Source organism: Fictibacillus norfolkensis, from assembly GCF_014836645.1.
Taxonomy (GTDB): Bacteria; Bacillota; Bacilli; order Bacillales; family Fictibacillaceae; genus Fictibacillus; species Fictibacillus norfolkensis.
Genome location: NZ_JACSQM010000005.1, coordinates 290,563 through 313,475, shown reverse-complemented (window position 1 = coordinate 313,475; position 22,913 = coordinate 290,563). Strand labels below are relative to the sequence as shown.

Genomic DNA, 22,913 nt, shown 5'->3' with positions numbered 1-22,913 from the left:
CATTTTTATTAGTCTACATAAAAATACCCCTATAGGGCAGACCTTTTTCAAGTGTCTACTCTATAGGGTACAGTCTACTGGTGACATTTGCTTTTTCAATTCTCACCATATGCAAGTTGGTTGGAGTGCAAGGTGCGAGACTCCTGTGGGACAGGTGGGCAGGTGAGACACTTAAGGGCGCAAAGCGGCAAGTGGCTCACCGCCTGCCCCGCGGAAATCGAGCAACCTGGAGCGGAAATCAACCACTTTCAAAAGCATCGAAGTATAATCCAACACACTTCATAAAACCTTTTATGGAAAAAAGATAGATTACTACTGGCATATACGCATGGGATTTGTTTATAATGAAGAGTATGATTCTTCTAAAGAATGAGCACAATGTGTTGATATAAATGAGTGTGGAGAAGGAAAGGAAGTGCCGATGTGGCTATGTTGAACACGTACACGAAAGAACAAGTCGTTGAAATGTCAATGGTCGAAATCGCATTTGAAATTTTGCAAAATGCTAAGCAACCTGTTCAATTCTATGATTTAGTAAAACAAATCGCTGAAGTCAAAGGTTTGTCTAAAACAGCTGTGGAAAACCGAATTGCGTATTTTTACACAGATATGAATATTGACGGCCGATTCGTTTCATTAGGCGATAATAAATGGGGATTAAAAACGTGGTACCCAGTTGAAAGCTCTGAAGAGGAACTTGGTGCAACGAACAAACCAACAAAACGTAAAAAAGCGTCTGCAGATGACTATGACTTTGAAGAGGACTTCGATGATGAAGACTTTGATGAGTTAGAAGTGGAAGATGAGTTCGTTGATGAAGATGACGATCTTGCTGATGACGATGACGATGATGACGATGAAGATGAAGAATTAGAGTTCGATGAAGAAGATGAAGACTTAGACGAAGATGACGAAGATGAAGAAGCAGATGAGGAAGAAAATCTGTAAGTCTTTGTGACTAATTAAACCAGTGCCTTTTGGCGCTGGTTTTTGTTTTTTAGGATTCAGCCCCTAAATCTATGGATTGTTGAGGTTGAGCTACCATTCACAAGCTTGTCACACTAAAAAATGGATTCTCACGGATCATCTTGACATGCGCTCTATACTCGGGTAATATTCTTTTTGGGCTATTCCTGTATCTTTTATTTAAAAGACTAATTTTATATGATATCAAAAGCAAAAGTGCCCCCTAACCATAGGGGAAGTGTCTTTTGCTTTTTATTTTTTTACGGCTGAGACTGTGTAGACTTCACACACATACCTCTCCCGATAGTAGAAAAAGCGTTTAACGCACATACTTATTTTAGAAAATTTAGGGGGATTGAAAACATGGCAAAATATATTTTTGTTACAGGCGGTGTTGTTTCTTCTTTAGGAAAAGGAATCACTGCAGCATCATTAGGCCGATTACTAAAAAACCGCGGAGTAAAAGTGACTACGCAAAAATTCGATCCTTACATCAACGTGGATCCAGGGACGATGAGCCCTTATCAGCATGGTGAAGTTTTCGTAACGGATGATGGTGCAGAAACGGACTTAGACTTAGGTCACTACGAGCGTTTTATCGACATTAACTTAAATAAATACAGCTCAGTAACGACTGGGAAAATTTATTCTACCGTTCTTAGAAAAGAGCGTCGCGGTGAATATCTTGGCGGAACGGTTCAAGTTATCCCGCATATCACGAACGAGATCAAAGAACGTGTTTTCCGTGCTGGACGTGAAACGAACGCAGATGTCGTGATCACAGAGATCGGCGGAACTGTTGGGGACATCGAGAGCTTGCCGTTCCTAGAAGCAATTCGTCAGATCAAAAGTGATGTAGGCTCTGAAAACGTAATGTATATCCACTGTACACTGATTCCTTATATCCGTGCAGCGGGTGAACTGAAGACGAAGCCGACACAACACAGTGTAAAAGAACTTCGCAGCCTTGGTATTCAGCCGAACATCATCGTTGTTCGTACGGAGATGCCGGTCCCTCAAGAAATGAAAGACAAGATCGGTCTATTCTGCGACATCGATCCTAAAGCGGTTATCGAAGCGAGAGATGCAGATACGCTTTACCAAGTGCCGATCGATCTTCAAGAGCAGAAGATGGACGAGCTTGTTTGTAAACACCTTAAGCTTGAAACACACGAGCCGGATATGGCGGAGTGGAAAGAACTGATCAACCGTGTAACGAACTTAAAAGGAAAAGCAAAGATCGCGTTAGTCGGAAAATATGTATCTTTACAAGATGCTTATATTTCTGTTGTTGAAGCGCTTCGTCATGCAGGTTATCAATTTGATACAGATATCGAGATTGATTGGATCAACTCTGAGAACGTGACTGCTGAAAACGTGCACGAACTTCTTCAAGATGCTGATGGTATCTTAGTTCCTGGCGGATTCGGTGACAGAGGGGTAGAAGGTAAGATTCTAGCTACTCAATATGCGCGTGAGAACAAAGTTCCTTTCTTAGGAATCTGTCTTGGTATGCAGCTTGCTTCTGTAGAGTTTGCTCGTAACGTTCTAGGGCTTGATGGTGCACACTCTGCAGAACTTATGCCTGGTACACCGTTCCCGGTTATCGATCTGCTTCCTGAACAAAAGGACATTGAAGACCTAGGCGGTACACTTCGTCTTGGACTTTATCCGTGTAAGATTAAAGAAGATACAAAAGCGTTCGCAGCTTATAACGATGAAGTTGTTTACGAAAGACATCGTCACCGTTATGAGTTCAACAATGAATACCGTGAACAGATGGAAAAAGCAGGGTTCATCTTCTCAGGAACATCTCCTGATGGACGTCTTGTTGAGATCATCGAGTTAGAAGATCACCCGTGGTTTGTTGCGTCACAGTTCCACCCAGAATTCACATCACGACCAACACGCCCGCAGGCACTATTCCGTGACTTTATCGGTGCGGTAACACAATTGAAGAACTAAGAGTGTATAAACCGGCAGCTTCCTATTCAGTGGAAGCTGCCGGTTTTTACGTAGATGGGGGTATTAGTTACTATCAATTTGTCGAAATAGATCGACTCGCCGATATATGGGCAAAACTCGCCGGAATAAGTCCAAAACTCGCGGGAATATCTTCATAATTCGCCGGATTAATGCAGCTATTTCTCGAATTATAAGCACAATTACCCAGGTGGGTATACAGCTAAAATGGTTTTGTTACCTCAATCTGCCTCATTTATTACTCAAAAAACAAGAAAAAGCATGGCACATAGCCAAGCTCCTCTTTATTCTTCATCGTATTCCTCTAAAATCTCTTCTGTCGTTAAAAATAGGGCGTAATACACGAATAAAGCAGTCAGTCCAGACGGAAATCCTAAGCGTGAGCCATCATCCAGCGGTATCAATCCGCGAACGGCCTTCGTATCGATCACGATATCGGCTAAATCATCAAGATTCACGTCCAACTCAGCATCTTTTCGTCTTCCACCTATTAAAATGACGTTACAATCCGTCGTTTTCCGTACTTCTGAACAAAGTGCTACGGCTTTTTCGTCATCTAAAAAGCGCGAAGCCACTACTACACTATCGACCGGCAGCAGATCAGACAACTCTACATCTGATACGTTAGCCCCGGCGCGAAATTTATTCTCTCCATACAGAGCTTCACTCACAACAGCTTCCATCTCACCGAATCCTTTAAAATAGACGGTGCCTTCAGATAGCACACTTTGTGCAAGCAGGCGTGAGCTTTCTTCGAGCGACTGTTCTTCTTTATCTGAGATGGATTTTAGCAATCCTGCAACTTGTGTTGAAAATATTTTTAACATGAAAAAGAACTCCTTACTTTTTTTCAAATCGTCTCGTGTTTTTATTTATTAATTTAGTATACTTAATTTAACAATACAATTCATCGGGAACAGCAGGAATTGATATCCTCTGTCTCGAATGGTATAGGGACAAAATGGTTTTGTAAAGAAACTCTAGATGAGGTGAGCAATAATGAGCGGGAAAATTTTAATTGTAGACGATCAGTATGGCATCAGAATTCTTTTGAACGAAATCTTTCAAAAAGAAGGTTATAAGACGTATCAGGCGGCGAACGGTGTACAAGCTCTTTCGATTGTGGAGAAGGACCGCCCTGATCTTGTCATTTTAGATATGAAGATTCCTGGAATGGATGGCTTGGAAATCCTTCGTCGTGTAAAGAAACATGATGAAACGATTCAAGTGATCATCATGACCGCTTATGGTGAGCTGGACATGATTCATGAGGCTATGAAGCTGGGAGCTATCACTCATTTTGCCAAACCTTTTGATATTGATGAGATTCGCGCAGCTGTTAGGAAAGAACTTCCATTAAACACGCCATCGTCATAAAAGTTTAAGAAATGCTGGCGTGTCGCCAATGATAGCGGTTACACCCGGAAAACGTTGATGTGTTGCGGTTTTCAGGCGATATTGGTATGCTATACTAGAATGAAATATGAGCATAATGAAATGTTTAGCAAGACGCCATGAAAGGTAAACTAAAGTGGCTTCTTTTTGCTGTGTATGCGCATTTCAGCAAATATACTATACAAAAATGTAGTTGGTCTGCTCGTGCCAATATCTAAGGAGGACATTACTATGCCTTTAGTTTCAATGAAAGAAATGCTTGAAAAAGCAAAAGCGGAAAATTATGCAGTTGGTCAATTTAACTTGAACAACCTTGAGTTCACTCAAGCAATCCTTAAGGCTGCACAAGAAGAGAAATCTCCAGTAATTCTTGGTGTTTCTGAAGGTGCTGCTCGTTATATGGGCGGGTTCAAGCTTGTTGTTGCTATGGTTGAAGCGCTTATCGAAGAGTACAAAGTAACTGTACCTGTAGCGATCCACCTTGACCACGGTTCTAGCTACCAAAAGTGTGCTGAAGCGATTCATGCAGGTTTCACATCTGTAATGATCGACGGATCTCACCACCCGTTAGAAGAGAATATCGCTCTTACTAAAAAAGTAGTTGAGCTTGCTCACTTCCACGGCGTTTCTGTTGAAGCAGAACTTGGCCGTATCGGTGGACAAGAAGACGATCTAGTTGTTGAAGATGCAGATGCAGCTTACGCGATCCCTTCTGAGTGTGATCAACTTGTTCGTGAGACTGGTGTTGACTGCTTCGCGCCTGCACTAGGATCCGTTCATGGACCATACAAAGGTGAGCCTAACTTAGGATTCGACCGCATGAAAGAAGTAATGGAACTAACTGGTGTACCTCTTGTACTTCATGGTGGTACTGGTATCCCAACAAAAGATATCCAAAAAGCAATTTCTTTAGGAACTGCTAAAATTAACGTAAACACTGAAAACCAAATTGCTTCTCACAAAGCTGTTAAAGAATACATCGGATCTAACCCAGACAAATATGATCCACGTAGCTACTTAACTGCTGCTCGTGATGCGATTCAAGCTACTGTAGCTGGAAAAATGCGTGAGTTTGGTTCTTCTAACAAAGCTTAATATAACCTTTCTCATGAAACCGCCTATACATCATAGGCGGTTTCATTTACACTATAAGAGTGCAAAAACACGATCCACGTATAGATAATAAAAGAATGATACGAAGTTTTGTAAGCGTAATCCTTCGTGTATGAAGACGAACATGTTATAAAAGAATATAAAAGATAGACATACTCAAAAAAACAGGAGTGATCATTTTTGAAATTCTTTATTGATACTGCAAACATTGATGATATTAAAGAAGCCTATGACCTGGGCATTTTATCTGGAGTAACGACGAACCCTTCTTTAGTCGCTAAAGAAAAAGGCGTAGATTTTCATGAAAGATTAAAGGAAATCACGAGCCTTGTACCCGGTTCTGTTAGTGCTGAGGTGATCGGAACTTCTTATGAAGAAATGGTTTCAGAAGGTCGCGAACTAGCTAAGATCGCACCAAACATCACGGTAAAAGTTCCAATGACACTGGACGGATTAAAAGCAGTAAAAACGTTCTCTGATGAAAACATTAAAACAAACGTAACGCTTATTTTTAATGCAAACCAAGCATTGCTTGCAGCTCGTGCAGGTGCAACATATGTATCACCATTCTTAGGTCGTTTAGATGATATCGGCCAAGATGGTTTGGAGCTTGTTTCACAAGTGGCACAAATTTTTGCGATTCATGAGATCCCAACAGAGATCATCGCAGCATCGATCCGCCACCCTGTTCACGTAACAGAAGCGGCATTACGAGGCGCGCACATCGCAACAATTCCGCCAAACGTAATCAAAGGGCTAGTAAAGCACCCGCTAACAGACCAAGGGATCGAGAAATTCCTAGCTGACTGGGACGCTGCGAATAGAAAGTAATTGCAAACTCTGTAGCTTTTGGAAGGGTTGATTTCCATTCCAGATGCTCGCTTTCCGCGGGGCAGGCGGGGAGCCACATTTGTACGTTTCACGTATAAGTGTCTCCCCTGCCTACCTGTCCCGCAGGAGTCTCGCATCTTACATTCCAATCAACAATCATAGAAGACGAGATTTGAAAGCAACAGCCTTTTTGATCAAGAAGTTCTTAAGCTTTTAGATTTTCTTCTTCGTGTAAGTTGATTGGAGCGGAAGGTTGCCGACTCCTATGGGACGAGTGGACTGGTGGAGACTCCTAATGGCGCAACGCGGCAGGAGGCTCACCGTTCGCCCCATGGAAAGCGTGCAACCTGGAGCGGAAATCAACTGCTTACATGCGACAAAGAAACACCAAAATTTTTATACATGAAAAGAAAATATTGGTAAATAATAGTACTATCTAAAAAGGTAACACAATCACAACTTTTGTGACTCTTACTGAAAGGAGTTTACCATGGAAAAACTGATGATTGAAGGGGGCTATCCTCTAGAAGGAACGGTCCATATAAGCGGAGCAAAAAATAGTGCGGTGGCTTTGATCCCCGCAACGATATTAGCAGAATCTACCGTTACCATTGAAGGTTTGCCTAACATATCAGACGTTCGTATTCTACGTGATCTGTTAGAGGAAATCGGAGGGGAAGCTTACCTGGATGAGAATCAGACTCTAACGGTTAACCCTGAAAAAATGATTGCGATGCCGCTGCCGAGCGGAAAAGTGAAAAAGCTTCGTGCTTCGTACTATTTGATGGGTGCGATGCTAGGCCGTTTCAAAAAAGCGGTCATCGGATTGCCAGGAGGCTGTAATTTAGGACCCCGTCCGATCGATCAGCACATCAAAGGATTTGAAGCGTTAGGCGCAAAAGTAACGAACGAGCAAGGTGCGATCTATCTTCGCGCGGACGAGCTTGTTGGTGCACGAATCTACTTGGACGTTGTTAGTGTTGGTGCGACCATCAACATCATGCTCGCAGCAGTAAGAGCAAAAGGCCAAACGATCATTGAAAACGCTGCTAAAGAACCTGAGATCATTGATGTGGCTACCCTTTTAACAAGCATGGGTGCCAAGATCAAAGGAGCAGGAACGGATGTTATTCGTATCGATGGTGTCGATGAGATGCATGGCTGCCGTCACTCAATCATACCTGACCGTATTGAAGCGGGAACTTACATGATTCTAGCAGCATCTATGGGTCAGCAAGTATTGCTAGATAATGTGATTCCGCTACACTTAGAATCTCTCATCGCTAAATTGAGAGAGATGGGTGTATATATTGAATCAAAAGATGATCAAGTACTTGTTTATCGCGGAAAAGATCCACTGAAGAGCGTTGACATCAAAACGCTCGTCTATCCAGGGTTTCCAACGGATCTTCAGCAGCCGTTCACTTCACTTTTAACAAGCTCAGAAGGAACGAGCATCGTAACCGATACGATCTACAGTGCGCGTTTTAAACATATCGACGAACTTCGCCGTATGGGAGCGAATGTGAAAGTAGAAGGACGTTCTGCTATAATAAATGGGCCAGCGAAGCTTGAAGGCGCAAAAGTAAAAGCTACTGACCTTCGTGCTGGAGCAGCTCTTGTTGTAGCGGGTCTGATGGCTGAAGGAGTTACAGAGATCTCTGGACTTGAGCATATCGATCGTGGCTATGAATCTTTAGTTGATAAGTTAAAAGGACTTGGTGCTAAAGTTTGGCGTGAGAGCTTAGGTGCTGAAGAGATGGAAGAGCTTAAGAATTCATAAGTTAAAACGAGAAATCACCATCACCTGGTGATTTTTCTTCAGGATAATTATGTAAGCGGTTAAAGTATGGGGAGGGGAACAAACATGGAGAGAAGTTTATCGATGGAGCTTGTTCGTGTAACAGAAGCGGCAGCTCTTGCATCAGCACGTTGGATGGGAAGAGGAAAGAAAGACGAAGCGGATGACGCAGCAACAACTGCGATGCGTAACGTTTTTGATACGGTTCCGATGAAAGGGACAGTTGTGATCGGTGAAGGCGAGATGGATGAAGCTCCTATGCTTTATATCGGTGAAAAACTAGGGACAGGCTATGGTCCTCGTGTAGATGTTGCAGTCGATCCGTTAGAAGGAACCAACATCGTTGCATCCGGAACGTGGAACGCTTTAGCTGTTTTAGCGATCGCAGACCATGGAAACCTGCTTCACGCACCAGACATGTACATGGACAAGATTGCAGTTGGGCGTGAAAGTGTTGGTAAGATCGACATCAACGCACCTGTTATTGATAACCTACGAGCAGTAGCAGAAGCAAAAAATAAAAATATTGAAGATTTGGTAGCGGTCATCCTAGACCGACCACGTCACGAGCAGATCATTCAAGATATTCGTGAAGCGGGTGCACGTATCAAGCTGATATCTGATGGCGATGTAGCAGCAGCAATCAATACGGCGTTTGATGATACGGGTGTTGATATTTTATTCGGTTCTGGTGGAGCTCCAGAAGGCGTAATCGCAGCTGTTGCGTTAAAATGTCTCGGCGGGGAACTTCAAGGAAAGCTTCTTCCTCAAAACGACGAAGAATTAGAACGCTGCAAACGCATGGGCATCGACGACGTGAACCGTGTATTATACATGGACGACCTTGTAAAAGGCGACGACGCGATTTTTGCTGCAACAGGCGTTACAGACGGCGAGCTTTTAAAAGGAGTGCGTTTTGACGGATCAACGGGTACAACGCAATCTGTTGTTATGCGTGCGAAGTCAGGAACCGTACGATTTATCGATGGAAGACACAGTTTGAAGAAGAAGCCAGATCTTGTGATCAAACCATAAATAAGCGGGAAGACCGGACAACTTCGTCCGGTCTTTCCATTACAATTACATGAACTAATCTTAATTTCAGTTGCAAAAGCTCAGCATGTATTGTAAATTCTCGTTAGAAGTCATTTACTTCTGAGTTTCTGTTGCTTGATTAAAGACCGAATATGTGGTTAAAATAAGAAGTATGATTCATTAGGTTAATATTTTCTTCATACCCACTAATACCCTTAACTTTCAAAGGAACTCCTTCCAAAAAAAACCAAAACCAAACCAACATAAAAAATCCCATTTAAATCAAACAAAAGATAGTTATTAATAGAAAAGCGTGGTGTCACTATGGGGATAGATTTAGCAACATTAGAGACAAAGAAATTAAAAGAGCTTTATGAGCTTGCCAAACAATATAATATTCAGTATTACGGTAAATTAACAAAGCGTGAATTGATGTTTTCTATTTTGAAAGCACAAGCAGAGCTTGATGGTTATTCCTTTATGGAAGGTGTATTAGAGATCATTCCGAACGAAGGATTCGGCTTCTTACGTCCGATCAACTATTCACCAAGCTCTCAGGATATCTACATCTCAGCTTCACAGATTCGTCGATTCGATCTAAGAAACGGAGATAAAGTATCAGGAAAAGTTCGTCCTCCAAAGGAAAACGAACGTTATTATGGACTTTTACAAGTGAATGCGGTTAATGGTGAGGACCCTGAAACGGCAAAGGAACGCGTGCATTTCCCTGCACTGACGGCTCTTTATCCGGAAAAGAAGATGGTTATGGAGACAACGAGCAACAATATTTCAACGCGTATCATCGACATGATGGCGCCAGTTGGTTTTGGTCAGCGTGGGTTGATCGTCGCTCCTCCAAAAGCGGGTAAGACAAGCTTGCTGAAGGAAATCGCACACAGTGTGACAACGAACAACCCGCAAGTAGAGCTTATCGTCTTGCTTATTGATGAGCGTCCTGAGGAAGTAACAGATATCGAGCGTTCCGTAAAAGGAGACGTTGTAAGTTCAACGTTTGATGAAGTACCAGAAAATCACATTAAAGTGGCAGAGCTCGTATTAGAGCGTGCGATGAGACTTGTTGAGCACAAAAAGGATGTTGTCATCCTGCTCGATAGCATCACTCGTCTTGCTCGTGCTTACAACCTTGTCATTCCGCCAAGCGGACGTACACTTTCTGGTGGTATCGATCCTGCTGCGTTCCACCGTCCTAAGCGTTTCTTCGGTGCGGCTCGTAACATCGAAGAAGGTGGAAGCTTAACGATCTTAGCAACAGCATTAGTGGATACGGGATCTCGTATGGATGATGTTATCTACGAGGAGTTCAAAGGAACAGGAAACATGGAGCTTCACTTAGACCGCAAGCTGGCTGAGCGCCGTATTTTCCCTGCGATCGACATTCGCCGTTCTGGAACGCGAAAAGAAGAGATGCTTATCGCGAAAGACCATCTTGAGGCACTTTGGTCGATTCGTAAAACGATGGATGACTCGTTCGATTTCGTAGACAAGTTCATGAAACGCATGCGTAAAACGGAGAATAACGAAGAGTTTTTCGAGCTTTTTGAAAGTGAAAAAAAGGGAGCGCCAAAGAGAGCTAAACCCGTAACAAACTAACGAAAAAGTATGGTTGCAAATGGGTTTTGTCCCTGTTATACTATTTTTATGTGTTTATAACTCTGTCTCCGCATAGGAAACAGGGCAGAAGGAGTGGAATTAGAATGAAACAAGGAATTCATCCGAATTATAAAAAGGTTATCTTTGTTGACGCTCAAAGCGGATTTAGCTTCCTTTCAGGATCAACTTTGTCTTCAAGCGAGACAATGAAGTGGGAAGATGGTAACGAATATCCAGTAATCAAAGTGGATGTTAGTTCTGACACTCACCCGTTCTACACTGGCCGTCAGAAGTTCTCTGATGTTGGTGGACGTGTTGACCGCTTTAAGAAGAAATACAACCTTAAGTAATTTGTTGCAAGTAAAAGGGCAGGAGTCTTTCTTGCCCTTTTTTCTTTTGTATTTTATAGAAAACAAGAACTCGGTAACTGTTTTGATGGACCGGGTTTTTTATACGCCTTAAAAGGAGTGTAGCACTCCAGTAACGAACGTTTATGTATGGTAAAACATCATACATTTCGTACATACTAAGGAAAAGATTGTTGCGAAAGGGGGAGCAGGCCATGTATGTGATGAAACAAAATGGCTGGATCGAATTGATCTGCGGCAGCATGTTCTCTGGAAAATCAGAAGAACTTATTCGCCGCGTAAGAAGAGCGACGTATGCAAAGCAAAAAGTACAGGTGTTTAAGCCGCTGATCGATAACCGCTACAGCGAGGAATCGGTTGTGTCTCATAACGGAACCGCTGTTATGGCTGAACCAGTCGGACGTTCTGTTGAGATCTTAAAAAACGTATTGCCTGAAACCGAAATCGTAGCGATCGACGAAGTGCAATTCTTTGATGAAGATATCATTCCGGTTGCGCAAGAACTAGCGGATCAAGGAATGCGCGTTATCGTTGCAGGACTAGATCAAGACTTTAAAGGCGAGCCGTTCGGACCTGTTCCAAAAATGATGGCTCTTGCTGAACATGTGACAAAGCTTCAAGCGATCTGCATGGTTTGTGGATCACCTGCTAGCCGTACACAGCGTTTGATCGATGGCAGACCTGCTTCTTACGATGATCCAGTGATTCTAGTGGGAGCGTCCGAGTCATATGAGCCGCGCTGCCGTCATTGTCATGAAGTACCAGGAAAGAAAAGAAACCTCCTATCAAGCGCAGAGGGCTTAGAAGGTCGGTTGAAATAGAATAGTGTGTGATCTGATTAGATATAGTCCGGGAGCTTAGTGCTCTCGGGCTTTTTTTTGACGTGGTGGTGCGGAGGTAGCATGCAGTTGGAATCGAAAAGTGTCGCAGCGTGTCGACTCGTGGATAAATGGCCAAAACTTGTGGATTGAACGTAGAAATTTATGGATTGAAGGCCAAAACTTTTGGATTCAAGCTCCAAATTTGTGGATTCATAGCTACCATTGACAATCATCCCCTGAAAAACGGCTACCAACTTAACATAATCACCTCCTAAACAGGAAATCCTAACGATATGGGAGGTGTTTATAGTGAAAAAGGCAATATATGTACCGCTTTTTGCACTATTGGTAACAACAGCATGTTCACCTATGCAGTCTTATAAAGAAGAAGGGGCTAAAATTGAGCCTGCCGCTCATGAAGATAAACGGGATATTCGGGATAACCTGTTTGGCCATGGGATTATCAATTACCACCTAACCAAAAACGAACCACGAACCAACTACAGCTATGACACGAACATGAATCCGAATGATTATCGGACGATGAACACCACGCGATTCGATCTGTCTGATGACCAGGATATGATTCGTCAAGCAGTTATTGATTCATCTGGTATTAACCCACAGATGGTTACAGTAAACGGAAATTATGCACACATTCATGTGAACGTGCCGCATGATATGTCCAAAAAGGATCGAGCAGCTACGCATCGTAAGATCATGAACGCCGTAGAGCGAGCTGTTCCGAGATATAACTTCTCACTTAAAATCGATCACTAATATTGTGGGAAATAAAACGGGAAATGGGGTCAGACCCCATTTCCCAATTTATTTCCCGAGTCTTCGAGCTGCTTGCTGGATGGGGTCCCAAGATCCGTTATAAGGTGGGGCGTATGCCAAATCCAAATCTGCCAATTCCTCAACATCCATCTCGTGATAAAGGGCAGTTGAGAGCACGTCGATCCTTTTATCTACGCCTTCTTCACCGATGATTTGGGCTCCAAGTAGCTTCTCTGTTTCTTTGTGATACGTTAATTTTATTTCTAACTTCTTTGGATCAGGATAATAACTAGCATGACTTTTTGATGTAATCTTGATTTCTGAAAAAGGAAAGTTCAGTTTTTCTGCTTCTTTATTCGATAATCCTGTTTTTCCAAGTGTTAGATCCATGAATTGGATGATAGATGTACCTACGATTCCTCTAAAAGGTTTTTTCACACCAACCATGTTTAATCCGGCGATTCGGCCTTGTTTATTTGCTGTTGTCCCCAATGGAATATGATCATTCAGTTTTTTTACACGGTGGTAGTGGGTCGCGCAATCACCTGCCGCGTACACACCATCCACACTCGTTTCCATCGCCTCATTTACAACAATAACTCCCTGTTCATTGAGTGCCACGTTTGTTTCTTTTAAGAAGTCTGTGTTCGGTGACACCCCGACAGACACGATAACAAGGTCTGTTGGATAGTCTTTTTTAGCTGTTTTCACAAATTGAACATGATCGTCACCTTTAAAGCCGAGCACTTCTTCTTCTAAACAAAGTTCGATACCATGTTTCTCTGCTTCTTCATGAATGTATGGAGCGAAATCATGATCGAAAATATTTCCAAGCTGATTGCTGCGCTGAATGATACGTACCTTTTTACCGAGTCTAAGAACGTTTTCGGCCATTTCAAGACCAATGTACCCTCCACCGATGATGGTTACGTTCTGAACATCTTTTAACCCGGTCATGAGTTCCTCGGCATCAGGAATCGTTTTGAGGGGATAGATGCCCTTTAGATGCAATCCTGTCCACTGTTTCGGTATGATCGGACTAACACCGGTGGCCACTAAGAGTTTATCGTATGACACCTCGAAGGATTGCCCTGTCTTCGTATGTACACCACACACTGTTTTGGAGTGGGTATCTATAGCCTTTACCTCGTGAAACGTACGCGCATCCATGCCGTATTTTTCACGAAACGTCTCAATACTGCGAGCGATAAGTTTATCAGTAGAAGGGATGAGCCCTCCTACAACATAAGGAAGTCCACATTGTCCATAGGAATAGATACCGCCTTTTTCAAGAACCGTGATGTCGGCATCTTTTTCATTTCGAACAATCTGCATCGCGGCACTCATACCAGCCGCATCTCCACCAATAATGCAATATTTCATCTGATCAGCTCCTTACGTCTATCTAACCATATAGTATTCCCATTGTTTCGAAAAAAGTAACGTTACCTGTATGATGCCACAACTCTCTTCCCTTTGACCAACAAGAAGTCCAGAGTTAAAACGAACTATGATAGTAGAAAGAGGTGGTGGACTGTGCTAGAGATCAAATCGAACGGAACGGACTGGAACGCACCGGTTCAGCCGATTCATACCCTGATAAAAAAACTTGAACAAAAGCCATTGGATCCTGTCTATGAAGGCATGGGCAATTTTATTATTAAATATAAAAATGGAAATCAGACCGACAACCCGCGTTATGTTGGCTGTACGCATTTTCTTGGACATTTTGCGACCATTCCTTATGTGTTTAACGTGATCACGAATGAAAAAGTGGTGATCGAGGAGCTGACGAAAGCGATTCGAATGAACCAAGAGCGTATTGATTATGAGCAGTTGCGCCGCAATATCTTTTCCTATTAATTTCCTTTTGTCCTGTGCTATGCTTTTCGGGAGGTGAGGGGAATGAAGGGAAATATAGCTTCGTTAAACATTAAGCTGCCAGAAGAAGTTGAGACACAAACTAAAACTTATTTTACAGCCTACAATAAAACGCCGCAGCAGCAACCTGTGTATCTACATAAAACACACTTTGAAGGTGATGGAGTAGGTAATACCATTCACCATGGTGGATCAGATAAAGCAGTCTGTGCGTACCCGTTTGAGCATTATGAAAAGTGGACGACTGAACTGAATTTAGAAGTACCGTTATCCGTCCCGGCATTTGGTGAAAACCTAACAGTGAGAGGTCTTTTAGAGGATGATGTTTGTATCGGTGACGTGTTTTCAGTAGGTGAGGCGATCGTACAAATCACACAGCCTCGTCAGCCTTGTCAGACACTAGCTTCTATTCTTTGTCGGCCAGATATGATCAAAAAGGTTGTAGATACGGGGCGGACGGGATATTACCTTCGAGTTTTAAAAGAAGGATTGGTTGCAGCAGGTGATGAGATCTTGCTGATTGAAAAACACCCTGCACACATTTCTGTAACAGAATCCAACAGAATCAAGTATGGGTTTTTAAAAGATCTGACAAGATTCAAAGATTGATCGAAGTGAAAGAATTGGCGGAATCGATGAGAGAGTCGCTGCAAAAAAGGAAAATGTAAATATCGTCTCAAGTTTTATAAAGGCTCTCTTTTTAAGGAAAGGGCGGCCTTTTTTATTGATTTCGTTCCTTTTTGCTTTTGACTGTAACACCTGTAATAGTCTATAATTATAATGTTATGCATATAAAACAGAGGTGAAAAACCATGTTAGAACGTTTAGAGACGATCGAAGCAAGATATGACAAGTTAAATGAATTACTCAGTGACCCTGAGGTTATAAATGATACGAACAAGCTGCGCGACTATTCAAAAGAGCAATCTTCCCTTCAAGATACGGTAGCGGTTTACCGCGAGTATAAGGAAGCGAAAGAGCAATTAGATGAAGCAAAATTGATGCTCGAAGATAAGCTTGATGCTGAGATGACTGCGATGGTAAAAGAAGAGATCTCTGGGCTTAACCAACAGATCGAAGAGTTTACGGCTCAGTTAAAGATCCTATTGCTTCCAAAAGATCCGAACGATGACAAGAACGTTATCGTCGAGGTTCGTGGTGCAGCAGGTGGAGACGAGGCGGCACTTTTCGCTGGCGACCTTTACCGTATGTACACACGCTATGCAGAGATGCAAGGATGGAAGTCTGAAGTAATCGAAGCTTCCTACACAGAGCTTGGTGGATACAAAGAGATCATCTTTATGATCAATGGTGCTGGTGCATATTCGAAGCTTAAATACGAAAACGGCGCACACCGTGTTCAGCGTGTCCCTTCAACAGAATCAGGCGGACGTATTCATACGTCTACAGCAACGGTTGCTGTACTGCCAGAGGCTGAAGAGGTTGAAGTTGAGATTCACGAGAAAGACGTTCGTGTCGATACCTTCACATCATCTGGTCCTGGGGGTCAGTCTGTAAACACGACTCAATCAGCAGTTCGATTAACACATGTTCCTACAGGTACGGTTGTTTCGTGTCAGGATGAAAAATCACAGATCAAGAACAAAGAAAAAGCGATGAAAGTTCTTCGTGCACGTGTATATGATAAGATTCAGCGAGAAATACAAAAAGAGTACGATGAGACACGTAAGAGTGCGGTTGGTTCTGGAGACCGTTCAGAGCGTATTCGTACGTACAACTTCCCGCAAAACCGTGTTACCGACCACCGTATCGGTTTAACGATTCAAAAGCTTGATCAAATTCTTCTTGGTAAGATGGATGAGTTTGTTGAAGCGCTCATTACAGAAGACCAAACAAGCAAGATGAAAGCTCAGGCGGACGCGTAAAATGAGTACAAAAGTTCATGAAGCCCTCGCGTGGGCTTCTTCTTTTTTAGCTGAAAACGGTCGCGAAGGTTTTGCTGCAGAAATTTTAATGAGACATGTTTTAGGGGATGTGAACCGAACAGAGATGCTCATGCGCCTTCATGATGTGATGAGTGAAGAGGATGAGGCGAGACTCAAAGCGGCGGTTGCTCGCCACGTTGAAGGAGAGCCTGTTCAGTATATTACCGGTAAAGAAGAATTTTACGGTCGGACGTTTTCGGTGAACGAAGAAGTCTTAATTCCAAGACCAGAAACAGAAGAGTTGGTCGAACACACACTAATGCTGATCTCAGAACATTTTCGTGATGATGAGACCGTTGCTGTTGCAGATATCGGAACAGGTAGCGGAGCCATTTCGATCTCATTAGCTTTAGAAAATAATCGACTGAACGTTCTTACAGTTGATATTGCAGAGGAATCGATTGAGGTAGCAAAAGGAAACGCCGATCGACTTGGGGCAGAGGTTGCATTCCTACACGGTGACCTTTTACAGCCTTTTATTAGTAGTGGGAAGAAATTGGATGTTGTCGTATCTAATCCACCTTACATTCCTGATCATGAGATCGCGGTCCTTGAGACAATCGTAAAAGACCGTGAACCGATGAGGGCATTAAGCGGTGGGGAAGACGGCTATGTGTTCTACCGTCGCTTCATGGAAGAATTGCCGCTCGTTCTAAAAGAAAAAGCGATCGTAGGCTTTGAAGTAGGAGCAGGTCAGGGTGAGACGGTAGCGGGCATGCTTCGTGTCACGTTCCCTGGTGCGGATGTGTATGTAAAGGAAGACATCAGCGGTAAAGACCGCATGGTGTTCGCCATCCTCGGGAAATAAAGTGGGAAATGGGGTCTGACCCCGGGTCAGACCCCAAACAATTTATAAAGCATCTACGGGTTTTGCGGGCAAAAATTACACAATTAGGTAAACAATACTTTGCAAAGATGAAAAACGTGAGATAATACGTTGAAAATGTATGTAATTTAAACGGAGAGCTAGAGATTGTGATGAAAAAAGTCTTAGAGAGTTGATTAATCTATGAAAAAATGTGATTTAAAACAAGATGAGCATCATTGAATGATGCTTATAAAGTGGGTTATTCAAGAGTAATAATGAATTTGATGGCAGAGAAGAAATTTGGTATTTCTCAAAACACTCAAGAAACGATTGCTACAGAAGAATAAAATCATCACAATGGATTTGTGTGCTAAAAGCTATGGTAGGTTTTAGCAACATGTGAACCTTGAAACTGTGCAAAAATCATCAAAAGGCATTTAATAGATTTTAAAGTTTACGCAGAATAGATTTTACGATACAACTAGAAATTCATCTTTATATTAAACTATATTAACGCGCACTATTAATTGATATGAAATTAATGGTGCGTTTTTTATTTATTTATCTATATTTCACAATTTGATCTTGAGGAATAGCACTTATATATAATTGGGTAGAGGTTAAATTTTCATAGTCATTATATCATTACAATAAAACTAGTTTGAGTATATGTTTATCGTTCTGAAGAACTATTAAAGCTAGTTAATAACAGATTCTCCAACAGCCTTTAGGTTAATTCTTTAACCTTACTAGGCTGAAACAGGTAAATAATCCTATTTTATTCACACTATATTAAATATTCATACTTTTTACCCTGAAATTTGTTTATACAAATTTTTACAAATACTTACTTTCTTCTCATGGTAATAATTTACTATTAATAATATTATTATCATTGTAATCTGTAAGTGGTAGACGTGCCCGATACATATTGCAACTAAACATATGAGGAGGAATACATATGAAAAAGAAATTGGCAGCAATCGTAGGTGTAATGAGTATTGCAGCAGCAGTTAGTGTTTCCGCAGGTACAACGTATTCAAGTTATAGTACAACAGTTGGCGCGTTTAATGGTGATGGCTATACAAGTTACTCACAGACTAAGACTACAAGTGGCGCAAACGGATATGTTAAGTCATCAACAGTAGGCGGGAACTATGTTGTAGATGTAAGAATGCAAGATGCGCAAGGAAACTCAGGAGATTGGGCACGAAACCTTGGAGACGGTGATGGATTGGTGTTAGACGGTCATATTAATCATATCAAAGGCGATGCGATGAGATTACACTTCTCAAACGATTTTGATACTTCAGTTAACGTTCAAGTTAGCGGTTCTTGGAAGAGTAATTAATATATGAAATACACCTTGTGACAGTTATACTTTTGTCATGAGGTGTTTCCAATTTTATAGAACGGATGTGAAAGAATTAATGCAGTTAGTGAAAGTGGAAATAAAAAAACTTTTTTATCCTTATCTGTCGTTTATCATATTTGCTTTAATGTACAGCAGCTTAATAATTATCCCTTTTACAACAGGCTATCAATATAATTACAATATTGAAATTTGGGAGGAATCTGGTGAACTATTCAGGATGCTGTTTCCATTGTTTGCCGTCATTCCAACATGCTGGTTAATGTACTATGAACGTAAAAATGGATTTTTGTCTTACACAATTACTAGGGTTTCGAAGAGAAAGTACATTACAACCAAATGGCTGGTGTCTTCAATCGGTGGAGCACTCATTGTATTTCTTGTGTCGTTCGTAGGGTTACTTATTACTTTATATTTCTTACCAGAAGTTACTCCTTCCAACGCAAATAATAACGCAATTAGTAGGTATGCAGGTGACGCATTTGTTAATAACCCCTTACTATATGGATTCTTATTGAGTCTCTGGAGAGGTATGATAGGATTTCTAGTCGCTTCGTTTGGCTTTGCGTTGTCCCTTTATATCAACAATATCTTCATTGTACTGATCGGGCCATTCGTCTATTTGATACTTGAGAATTTTATTTTGTCTGTTTTGGGAGTTCCTTTCTTCAGGCTTGTTACATCATTCGATCCGAATACTTTGGATATTGGAGCTGTAACCACAGAGCGATTATTGATAGGTCCCATTATTCTAATCATCATAATAAGTGCGTATTTAGTTTATTTCACAAAGTTTAAGAAAGAGTCTATTTATTAGGCACAGCATTTCTTACATAAAGGGGTTTAAAACCTTCATGATACAGAGCTTGATTAAAAGTCACGTTAATAAGTTTCTTTCAAGAAAATTAATGTTCGTTTTACTAATATATGTACTGTATACATTTTATTTGAAGCATATAGCTATATCACATCATTTAACGTATTGGGAATTTTTAATTAATGCGTTAACAGATCATTATTACATTTTATATTGTATGACCATTAGTTTTATCTTTTTGTTAATTGGTATAAATAACTCTGATGAAGAATGTGTTTGGATTAGATCGAAAACATTTTTTAACTATTTTCTATCTAAAGTAGTTGCAGTTGTTTTTAACTCAATCTTGTTCGTATTGTTGCATGTTTTTATCGCGTTATTGATGGGATTTGGACTTGTCTTAAAAAATCGTTACACCTTTCTTGAAAGTAATAACCTTTTCATTTTTGGTAAGTTAGAAAGAGTCTTCAGCACACCTCTCGAAGCCGTATTCCCTGTTATTGGCTACATGATATGTGGATTAACATTACTTGGAACTGTCCTAATTTTTATGAGGAATTTTCTCAAGCCAGGTTATGTAATCGGTATAATCGTTATTGTATACCTTATGATGTTAATAGGTTTACGCTCTGACTTAGATTCAGAGCTGCCATATTTATTCTTAAATAACTATATTATTTTTCACCATGCATTAGGTGCCGCTGAGGAAAGATTTTATATTTTTATTTTCTTGGGGCTTTTATATATGATTTTCATTCTATGGTTTACAAAAAAGTACTGGTCTAGTTCATTTGCTTTTCGATTATCAGATCCATTGTCCAAATGGAATTTAAGTATTCTCTTTAAGAAATCCAACCTCATTACAATTATGATTCTGCTGTGTTTTATCGTACTTTCAATAGCTTTCACTTATCCAGACATAACCTTTAAAGACCTTCTGACCCTTGTATATTTTGGTCACGGAACAGGCTACTTTAACATGCTGGACTTTCTGCGTTTAATTATCTACAACGGAATACCTATCTACTTATTAAGTGTTTTTTTAGAGAAAGAAAGTCAAGATAAGAGTTTCATGATTGTTATCCGTTTAAAAAAGATGAAATATTGGTTATTTTCTATAATGAGATCCGTTTCATTGTTCATTTTTAGTTATATATGCTTATCGTTGTTTCTCATCATTATAGTATCTACCTTTATGGGATTACCTTTTAAAGGTTATGAACATATGAAACCCTTCATTAATGAGAACGGTATCGGAAATATGGACACGAGTTATCTGTTGCTTATTATCATAAGTACGAAATTCTTGGAGCTCCTCTTTACATTTTTAGTTATATTCATTCTTTTCAGTTTAACAAAGACATCAATCACTGGATTCATTGTGATTGTAGCTGCCTATTTAATTGGATTGCTCGAAATTACATATATCAAATACTTTCCTATAGGGCTATCTTCACTGGTTAGGATTACAGAAGCTTTTGGTGAAGATCAGAGTTTACCTTACTTCTATTCTTTTGGGATATTACTACTATCAAATGTGTTACTATTTGCCGTATTAAAAAGTGGATTGTATAAAAAAAGCTTTAGCAAAGGATGATTACAATAATGGAAACGATTATTGAACTTGTAAATGTATCGAAACAATTTAAAAATCGAACAATCCTGCAAGATGTAAATTTAAAGATTTCAAAGGGGCAATCTATTGGGATTATTGGTCCGAATGGCAGTGGGAAATCAGTGTTGTTCAAACTAATCGCGGGGTTCATTAAGCCAGATAATGGGGATGTTTATATTCGCGGTCAAAAATTAGGAAAAGATTTTGATTTTCCAAACGATACAGGCGTTTTGATTAACAACCCTGGATATATTGGAATATATAGTGGTTTAAAAAACTTAAAATTTCTTGCGGAGATAAACAATAAGATAGATGAGAATAAAGTAAGAGAAACGTTGAGGTTAGTTGGATTAGACCCTGACGATAAGACTAGAGTCAGTGCATATTCACTGGGGATGAAGAAGAAATTAGGAATAGCTCAAGCGATAATGGAAGATCAGAATATCATCATACTCGACGAACCATTTAATGCATTGGATATTAAAAGTTATAAGGATGCTAAAAATATTATTAAACAACAACAAGAGAAAGGTCATACCATTTTATTGACAAGTCATAACCAAGCCGATATTGAAGAACTATGTGATGAGAAATATATTATAATAGACAACAAACTAGAGAGACTTACAAAAGAAATAAAAGAAGCATATCTACAAATTTAATTTTAGTATAAATTTAGAAAATATAATATTGAAACTATATTTGGGTATTTAAGAGTATTAGTTCATCTCTCAGCCTGTTAACAAAGTACCGTGTCTACAATTTCTTAAAAAAAGTATGTAATCAAAAAAAATCAGGAGAAGTACGATATCTTCTCCTGATTATATTATCTACCCTTATCCTTACTCTTTCACCATCAACTTAAGTGGTGCTGCAATCTTCTTTTCTACTTTCTTTCCTTCTAGTACGTCGGATGCTGCTTTCACTGCGAGTTCACCGATCAGGTCAGGCTGCTGTGCGACAGTTGCTGCGAGTTTTCCTTCTTTTACAGCATTGATCGCATCTTCATTTCCGTCAAAGCCAACAACGAGAACATCACGACCAGAGCTGTTGATCGCTTGAAGTGCGCCTAGCGCCATTTCATCATTATGCGCGAATATCGCTTTAATGTCTGGATTTCCTTGAAGTACGTTCTCCATGACGTTTAACCCTTTTGTGCGGTCAAAGTCAGCCGTTTGTTTCGCTACAACGTCTAACTTTTGATCAGCTACATTGTGGAATCCTTTCCCACGCTCACGTGTTGCCGAAGCGCCAGGTACGCCTTCTAGTTCAACGACTTTCGCACCTTCACCAAGCTGCTTCACAATAAAGTCACCCGCCATCTGGCCGCCTTTTACATTATCAGAAGCAACAAGCGTTGCTACATCTCCTTTATCCGTTGACCGGTCTAGTGTGACAACCGGAACATCAAGGTTGTTCGCGGATTGAACAGCGGTTGAGATGGCTGCTGAATCGGTTGGATTGATCAACAGTGTATCAATGCCTTGCTGCAGAAGATCTTCTACATCGTTTACTTGTTTCGCAGAGTCATTCTGTGCGTCGACAACAATGACTTCCGCACCTTGCTTTTTCGCTTCATCGATCACACCGTTTTTCATCGATACGAAGAACGGGTTGTTAAGTGTTGAAACGGATAAACCAATTTTAATCTTTTCTCCATCACCTTTTTTAGCCGGCTTTGCCCATGAAGGGGGCTCTAATGAACAGGCACCCAATAAGAAAACAGATAATGACATGATGAGTAATAAAGCTTTTTTCATTTAGAAACCC

22 protein-coding genes are annotated in these 22,913 nt (G+C 40.8%); 19 read left to right on the top strand and 3 right to left on the bottom strand.

Annotated features, from left to right (window positions below; translation table 11 throughout):
* Positions 1–429: 429 nt before the first annotated feature.
* Both rpoE and pyrG read left to right on the top strand, forming a co-directional pair.
* The gene (gene rpoE / locus H9648_RS13700; protein ID WP_191754372.1) at positions 430–948 is read left to right on the top strand and encodes a DNA-directed RNA polymerase subunit delta; all 519 of its coding nucleotides are present in this window, start codon (positions 430–432) and stop codon (positions 946–948) included.
* Positions 949–1,329: 381 nt separating this feature from the next.
* Positions 1,330–2,931 carry a CTP synthase gene (gene pyrG / locus H9648_RS13695; RefSeq protein WP_191754346.1) on the top strand — a complete coding sequence of 534 codons (1,602 nt, stop codon included), beginning with the start codon at positions 1,330–1,332 and terminating at the stop codon, positions 2,929–2,931.
* 302 nt (positions 2,932–3,233) lie between these two features.
* On the opposite strand, the gene H9648_RS13690 is transcribed toward pyrG, so the two are convergent.
* Positions 3,234–3,776, bottom strand: a complete 543-nt coding sequence (locus H9648_RS13690; RefSeq protein WP_191754345.1) for a DUF2529 family protein — start codon at positions 3,774–3,776, stop codon at positions 3,234–3,236.
* Between the two features lie 169 nt (positions 3,777–3,945).
* Between H9648_RS13690 and H9648_RS13685 the strand changes: the two genes are divergently transcribed.
* The 9 genes from H9648_RS13685 (at position 3,946) to H9648_RS13645 (ending at position 12,704) form a co-directional block, all read left to right on the top strand.
* On the top strand, positions 3,946–4,326 hold the full coding sequence (locus H9648_RS13685) for a response regulator (RefSeq protein WP_171005594.1): 381 nt from the start codon (positions 3,946–3,948) through the stop codon (positions 4,324–4,326).
* A 249-nt stretch (positions 4,327–4,575) separates the two neighbouring features.
* The gene (gene fba, locus H9648_RS13680; protein WP_191754344.1) at positions 4,576–5,439 is read left to right on the top strand and encodes a class II fructose-1,6-bisphosphate aldolase; all 864 of its coding nucleotides are present in this window, start codon (positions 4,576–4,578) and stop codon (positions 5,437–5,439) included.
* 198 nt (positions 5,440–5,637) lie between these two features.
* Complete coding sequence (gene fsa, locus H9648_RS13675) at positions 5,638–6,288, top strand: fructose-6-phosphate aldolase (protein WP_137791148.1); 651 nt, start codon at positions 5,638–5,640, stop codon at positions 6,286–6,288.
* Positions 6,289–6,778: 490 nt separating this feature from the next.
* Positions 6,779–8,071, top strand: coding sequence for a UDP-N-acetylglucosamine 1-carboxyvinyltransferase (gene murA, locus H9648_RS13670; RefSeq protein WP_191754343.1), 1,293 nt, complete (start codon positions 6,779–6,781; stop codon positions 8,069–8,071).
* A gap of 84 nt (positions 8,072–8,155) precedes the next feature.
* Positions 8,156–9,124, top strand: a complete 969-nt coding sequence (gene glpX / locus H9648_RS13665) for a class II fructose-bisphosphatase (RefSeq protein ID WP_066244703.1) — start codon at positions 8,156–8,158, stop codon at positions 9,122–9,124.
* Between the two features lie 324 nt (positions 9,125–9,448).
* A complete protein-coding gene (gene rho, locus H9648_RS13660; protein ID WP_144696865.1) occupies positions 9,449–10,735 on the top strand; it encodes a transcription termination factor Rho in 1,287 nt (428 codons plus the stop codon).
* Positions 10,736–10,839: 104 nt separating this feature from the next.
* On the top strand, positions 10,840–11,085 hold the full coding sequence (locus tag H9648_RS13655) for a type B 50S ribosomal protein L31 (protein WP_066399025.1): 246 nt from the start codon (positions 10,840–10,842) through the stop codon (positions 11,083–11,085).
* A 212-nt stretch (positions 11,086–11,297) separates the two neighbouring features.
* Positions 11,298–11,924 carry a thymidine kinase gene (locus H9648_RS13650; RefSeq protein ID WP_191754342.1) on the top strand — a complete coding sequence of 209 codons (627 nt, stop codon included), beginning with the start codon at positions 11,298–11,300 and terminating at the stop codon, positions 11,922–11,924.
* Positions 11,925–12,233: 309 nt separating this feature from the next.
* Positions 12,234–12,704, top strand: a complete 471-nt coding sequence (locus H9648_RS13645; RefSeq protein ID WP_191754341.1) for a hypothetical protein — start codon at positions 12,234–12,236, stop codon at positions 12,702–12,704.
* A gap of 48 nt (positions 12,705–12,752) precedes the next feature.
* On the opposite strand, the gene H9648_RS13640 is transcribed toward H9648_RS13645, so the two are convergent.
* Positions 12,753–14,087, bottom strand: a complete 1,335-nt coding sequence (locus tag H9648_RS13640) for an FAD-dependent oxidoreductase (RefSeq protein WP_191754340.1) — start codon at positions 14,085–14,087, stop codon at positions 12,753–12,755.
* Positions 14,088–14,240: 153 nt separating this feature from the next.
* On the opposite strand from H9648_RS13640, the gene H9648_RS13635 reads away from it, so the two are divergent.
* The 8 genes from H9648_RS13635 to H9648_RS13600 all read left to right on the top strand — a co-directional run bounded on the left by H9648_RS13635 (position 14,241) and on the right by H9648_RS13600 (position 21,805).
* The gene (locus tag H9648_RS13635) at positions 14,241–14,567 is read left to right on the top strand and encodes a hypothetical protein (protein ID WP_191754339.1); all 327 of its coding nucleotides are present in this window, start codon (positions 14,241–14,243) and stop codon (positions 14,565–14,567) included.
* Positions 14,568–14,609: 42 nt separating this feature from the next.
* Positions 14,610–15,194: an MOSC domain-containing protein gene (locus H9648_RS13630; protein ID WP_191754338.1), complete on the top strand. Its 585-nt coding sequence runs from the start codon at positions 14,610–14,612 to the stop codon at positions 15,192–15,194.
* A 203-nt stretch (positions 15,195–15,397) separates the two neighbouring features.
* Positions 15,398–16,471: a peptide chain release factor 1 gene (gene prfA / locus H9648_RS13625; RefSeq protein WP_066399006.1), complete on the top strand. Its 1,074-nt coding sequence runs from the start codon at positions 15,398–15,400 to the stop codon at positions 16,469–16,471.
* 1 nt (position 16,472) lies between these two features.
* Positions 16,473–17,339, top strand: coding sequence for a peptide chain release factor N(5)-glutamine methyltransferase (gene prmC / locus H9648_RS13620; protein WP_191754337.1), 867 nt, complete (start codon positions 16,473–16,475; stop codon positions 17,337–17,339).
* A 961-nt stretch (positions 17,340–18,300) separates the two neighbouring features.
* Complete coding sequence (locus tag H9648_RS13615; protein WP_191754336.1) at positions 18,301–18,690, top strand: hypothetical protein; 390 nt, start codon at positions 18,301–18,303, stop codon at positions 18,688–18,690.
* A 79-nt stretch (positions 18,691–18,769) separates the two neighbouring features.
* Positions 18,770–19,528, top strand: coding sequence for a hypothetical protein (locus H9648_RS13610; RefSeq protein WP_191754335.1), 759 nt, complete (start codon positions 18,770–18,772; stop codon positions 19,526–19,528).
* A gap of 37 nt (positions 19,529–19,565) precedes the next feature.
* Positions 19,566–21,125, top strand: coding sequence for a hypothetical protein (locus tag H9648_RS13605; RefSeq protein ID WP_191754334.1), 1,560 nt, complete (start codon positions 19,566–19,568; stop codon positions 21,123–21,125).
* A gap of 8 nt (positions 21,126–21,133) precedes the next feature.
* Positions 21,134–21,805: an ABC transporter ATP-binding protein gene (locus H9648_RS13600; protein ID WP_191754333.1), complete on the top strand. Its 672-nt coding sequence runs from the start codon at positions 21,134–21,136 to the stop codon at positions 21,803–21,805.
* Between the two features lie 180 nt (positions 21,806–21,985).
* On the opposite strand, the gene rbsB is transcribed toward H9648_RS13600, so the two are convergent.
* Positions 21,986–22,903, bottom strand: coding sequence for a ribose ABC transporter substrate-binding protein RbsB (gene rbsB / locus H9648_RS13595; RefSeq protein WP_191754332.1), 918 nt, complete (start codon positions 22,901–22,903; stop codon positions 21,986–21,988).
* Positions 22,904–22,913 lie beyond the last annotated feature (10 nt).

What these genes read in the sequence shown, in the direction of transcription:
- prmC (WP_191754337.1), top strand. Translation starts at nt 16,473, where the DNA reads ATGAGTACAAAAGTTCATGAAGCCCTCGCGTGGGCTTCTTCTTTTTTA.
- H9648_RS13600 (WP_191754333.1), top strand. Translation starts at nt 21,134, where the DNA reads ATGGAAACGATTATTGAACTTGTAAATGTATCGAAACAATTTAAAAAT.
- murA (WP_191754343.1), top strand. Translation starts at nt 6,779, where the DNA reads ATGGAAAAACTGATGATTGAAGGGGGCTATCCTCTAGAAGGAACGGTC.
- H9648_RS13610 (WP_191754335.1), top strand. Translation starts at nt 18,770, where the DNA reads ATGCAGTTAGTGAAAGTGGAAATAAAAAAACTTTTTTATCCTTATCTG.
- H9648_RS13690 (WP_191754345.1), bottom strand. Translation starts at nt 3,776, where the DNA reads ATGTTAAAAATATTTTCAACACAAGTTGCAGGATTGCTAAAATCCATC.
- glpX (WP_066244703.1), top strand. Translation starts at nt 8,156, where the DNA reads ATGGAGAGAAGTTTATCGATGGAGCTTGTTCGTGTAACAGAAGCGGCA.
- prfA (WP_066399006.1), top strand. Translation starts at nt 15,398, where the DNA reads ATGTTAGAACGTTTAGAGACGATCGAAGCAAGATATGACAAGTTAAAT.
- H9648_RS13630 (WP_191754338.1), top strand. Translation starts at nt 14,610, where the DNA reads ATGAAGGGAAATATAGCTTCGTTAAACATTAAGCTGCCAGAAGAAGTT.
- H9648_RS13615 (WP_191754336.1), top strand. Translation starts at nt 18,301, where the DNA reads ATGAAAAAGAAATTGGCAGCAATCGTAGGTGTAATGAGTATTGCAGCA.
- rpoE (WP_191754372.1), top strand. Translation starts at nt 430, where the DNA reads ATGTTGAACACGTACACGAAAGAACAAGTCGTTGAAATGTCAATGGTC.
- fba (WP_191754344.1), top strand. Translation starts at nt 4,576, where the DNA reads ATGCCTTTAGTTTCAATGAAAGAAATGCTTGAAAAAGCAAAAGCGGAA.
- H9648_RS13640 (WP_191754340.1), bottom strand. Translation starts at nt 14,087, where the DNA reads ATGAAATATTGCATTATTGGTGGAGATGCGGCTGGTATGAGTGCCGCG.
- H9648_RS13655 (WP_066399025.1), top strand. Translation starts at nt 10,840, where the DNA reads ATGAAACAAGGAATTCATCCGAATTATAAAAAGGTTATCTTTGTTGAC.
- H9648_RS13605 (WP_191754334.1), top strand. Translation starts at nt 19,566, where the DNA reads ATGATACAGAGCTTGATTAAAAGTCACGTTAATAAGTTTCTTTCAAGA.
- pyrG (WP_191754346.1), top strand. Translation starts at nt 1,330, where the DNA reads ATGGCAAAATATATTTTTGTTACAGGCGGTGTTGTTTCTTCTTTAGGA.
- H9648_RS13650 (WP_191754342.1), top strand. Translation starts at nt 11,298, where the DNA reads ATGTATGTGATGAAACAAAATGGCTGGATCGAATTGATCTGCGGCAGC.
- rho (WP_144696865.1), top strand. Translation starts at nt 9,449, where the DNA reads ATGGGGATAGATTTAGCAACATTAGAGACAAAGAAATTAAAAGAGCTT.
- rbsB (WP_191754332.1), bottom strand. Translation starts at nt 22,903, where the DNA reads ATGAAAAAAGCTTTATTACTCATCATGTCATTATCTGTTTTCTTATTG.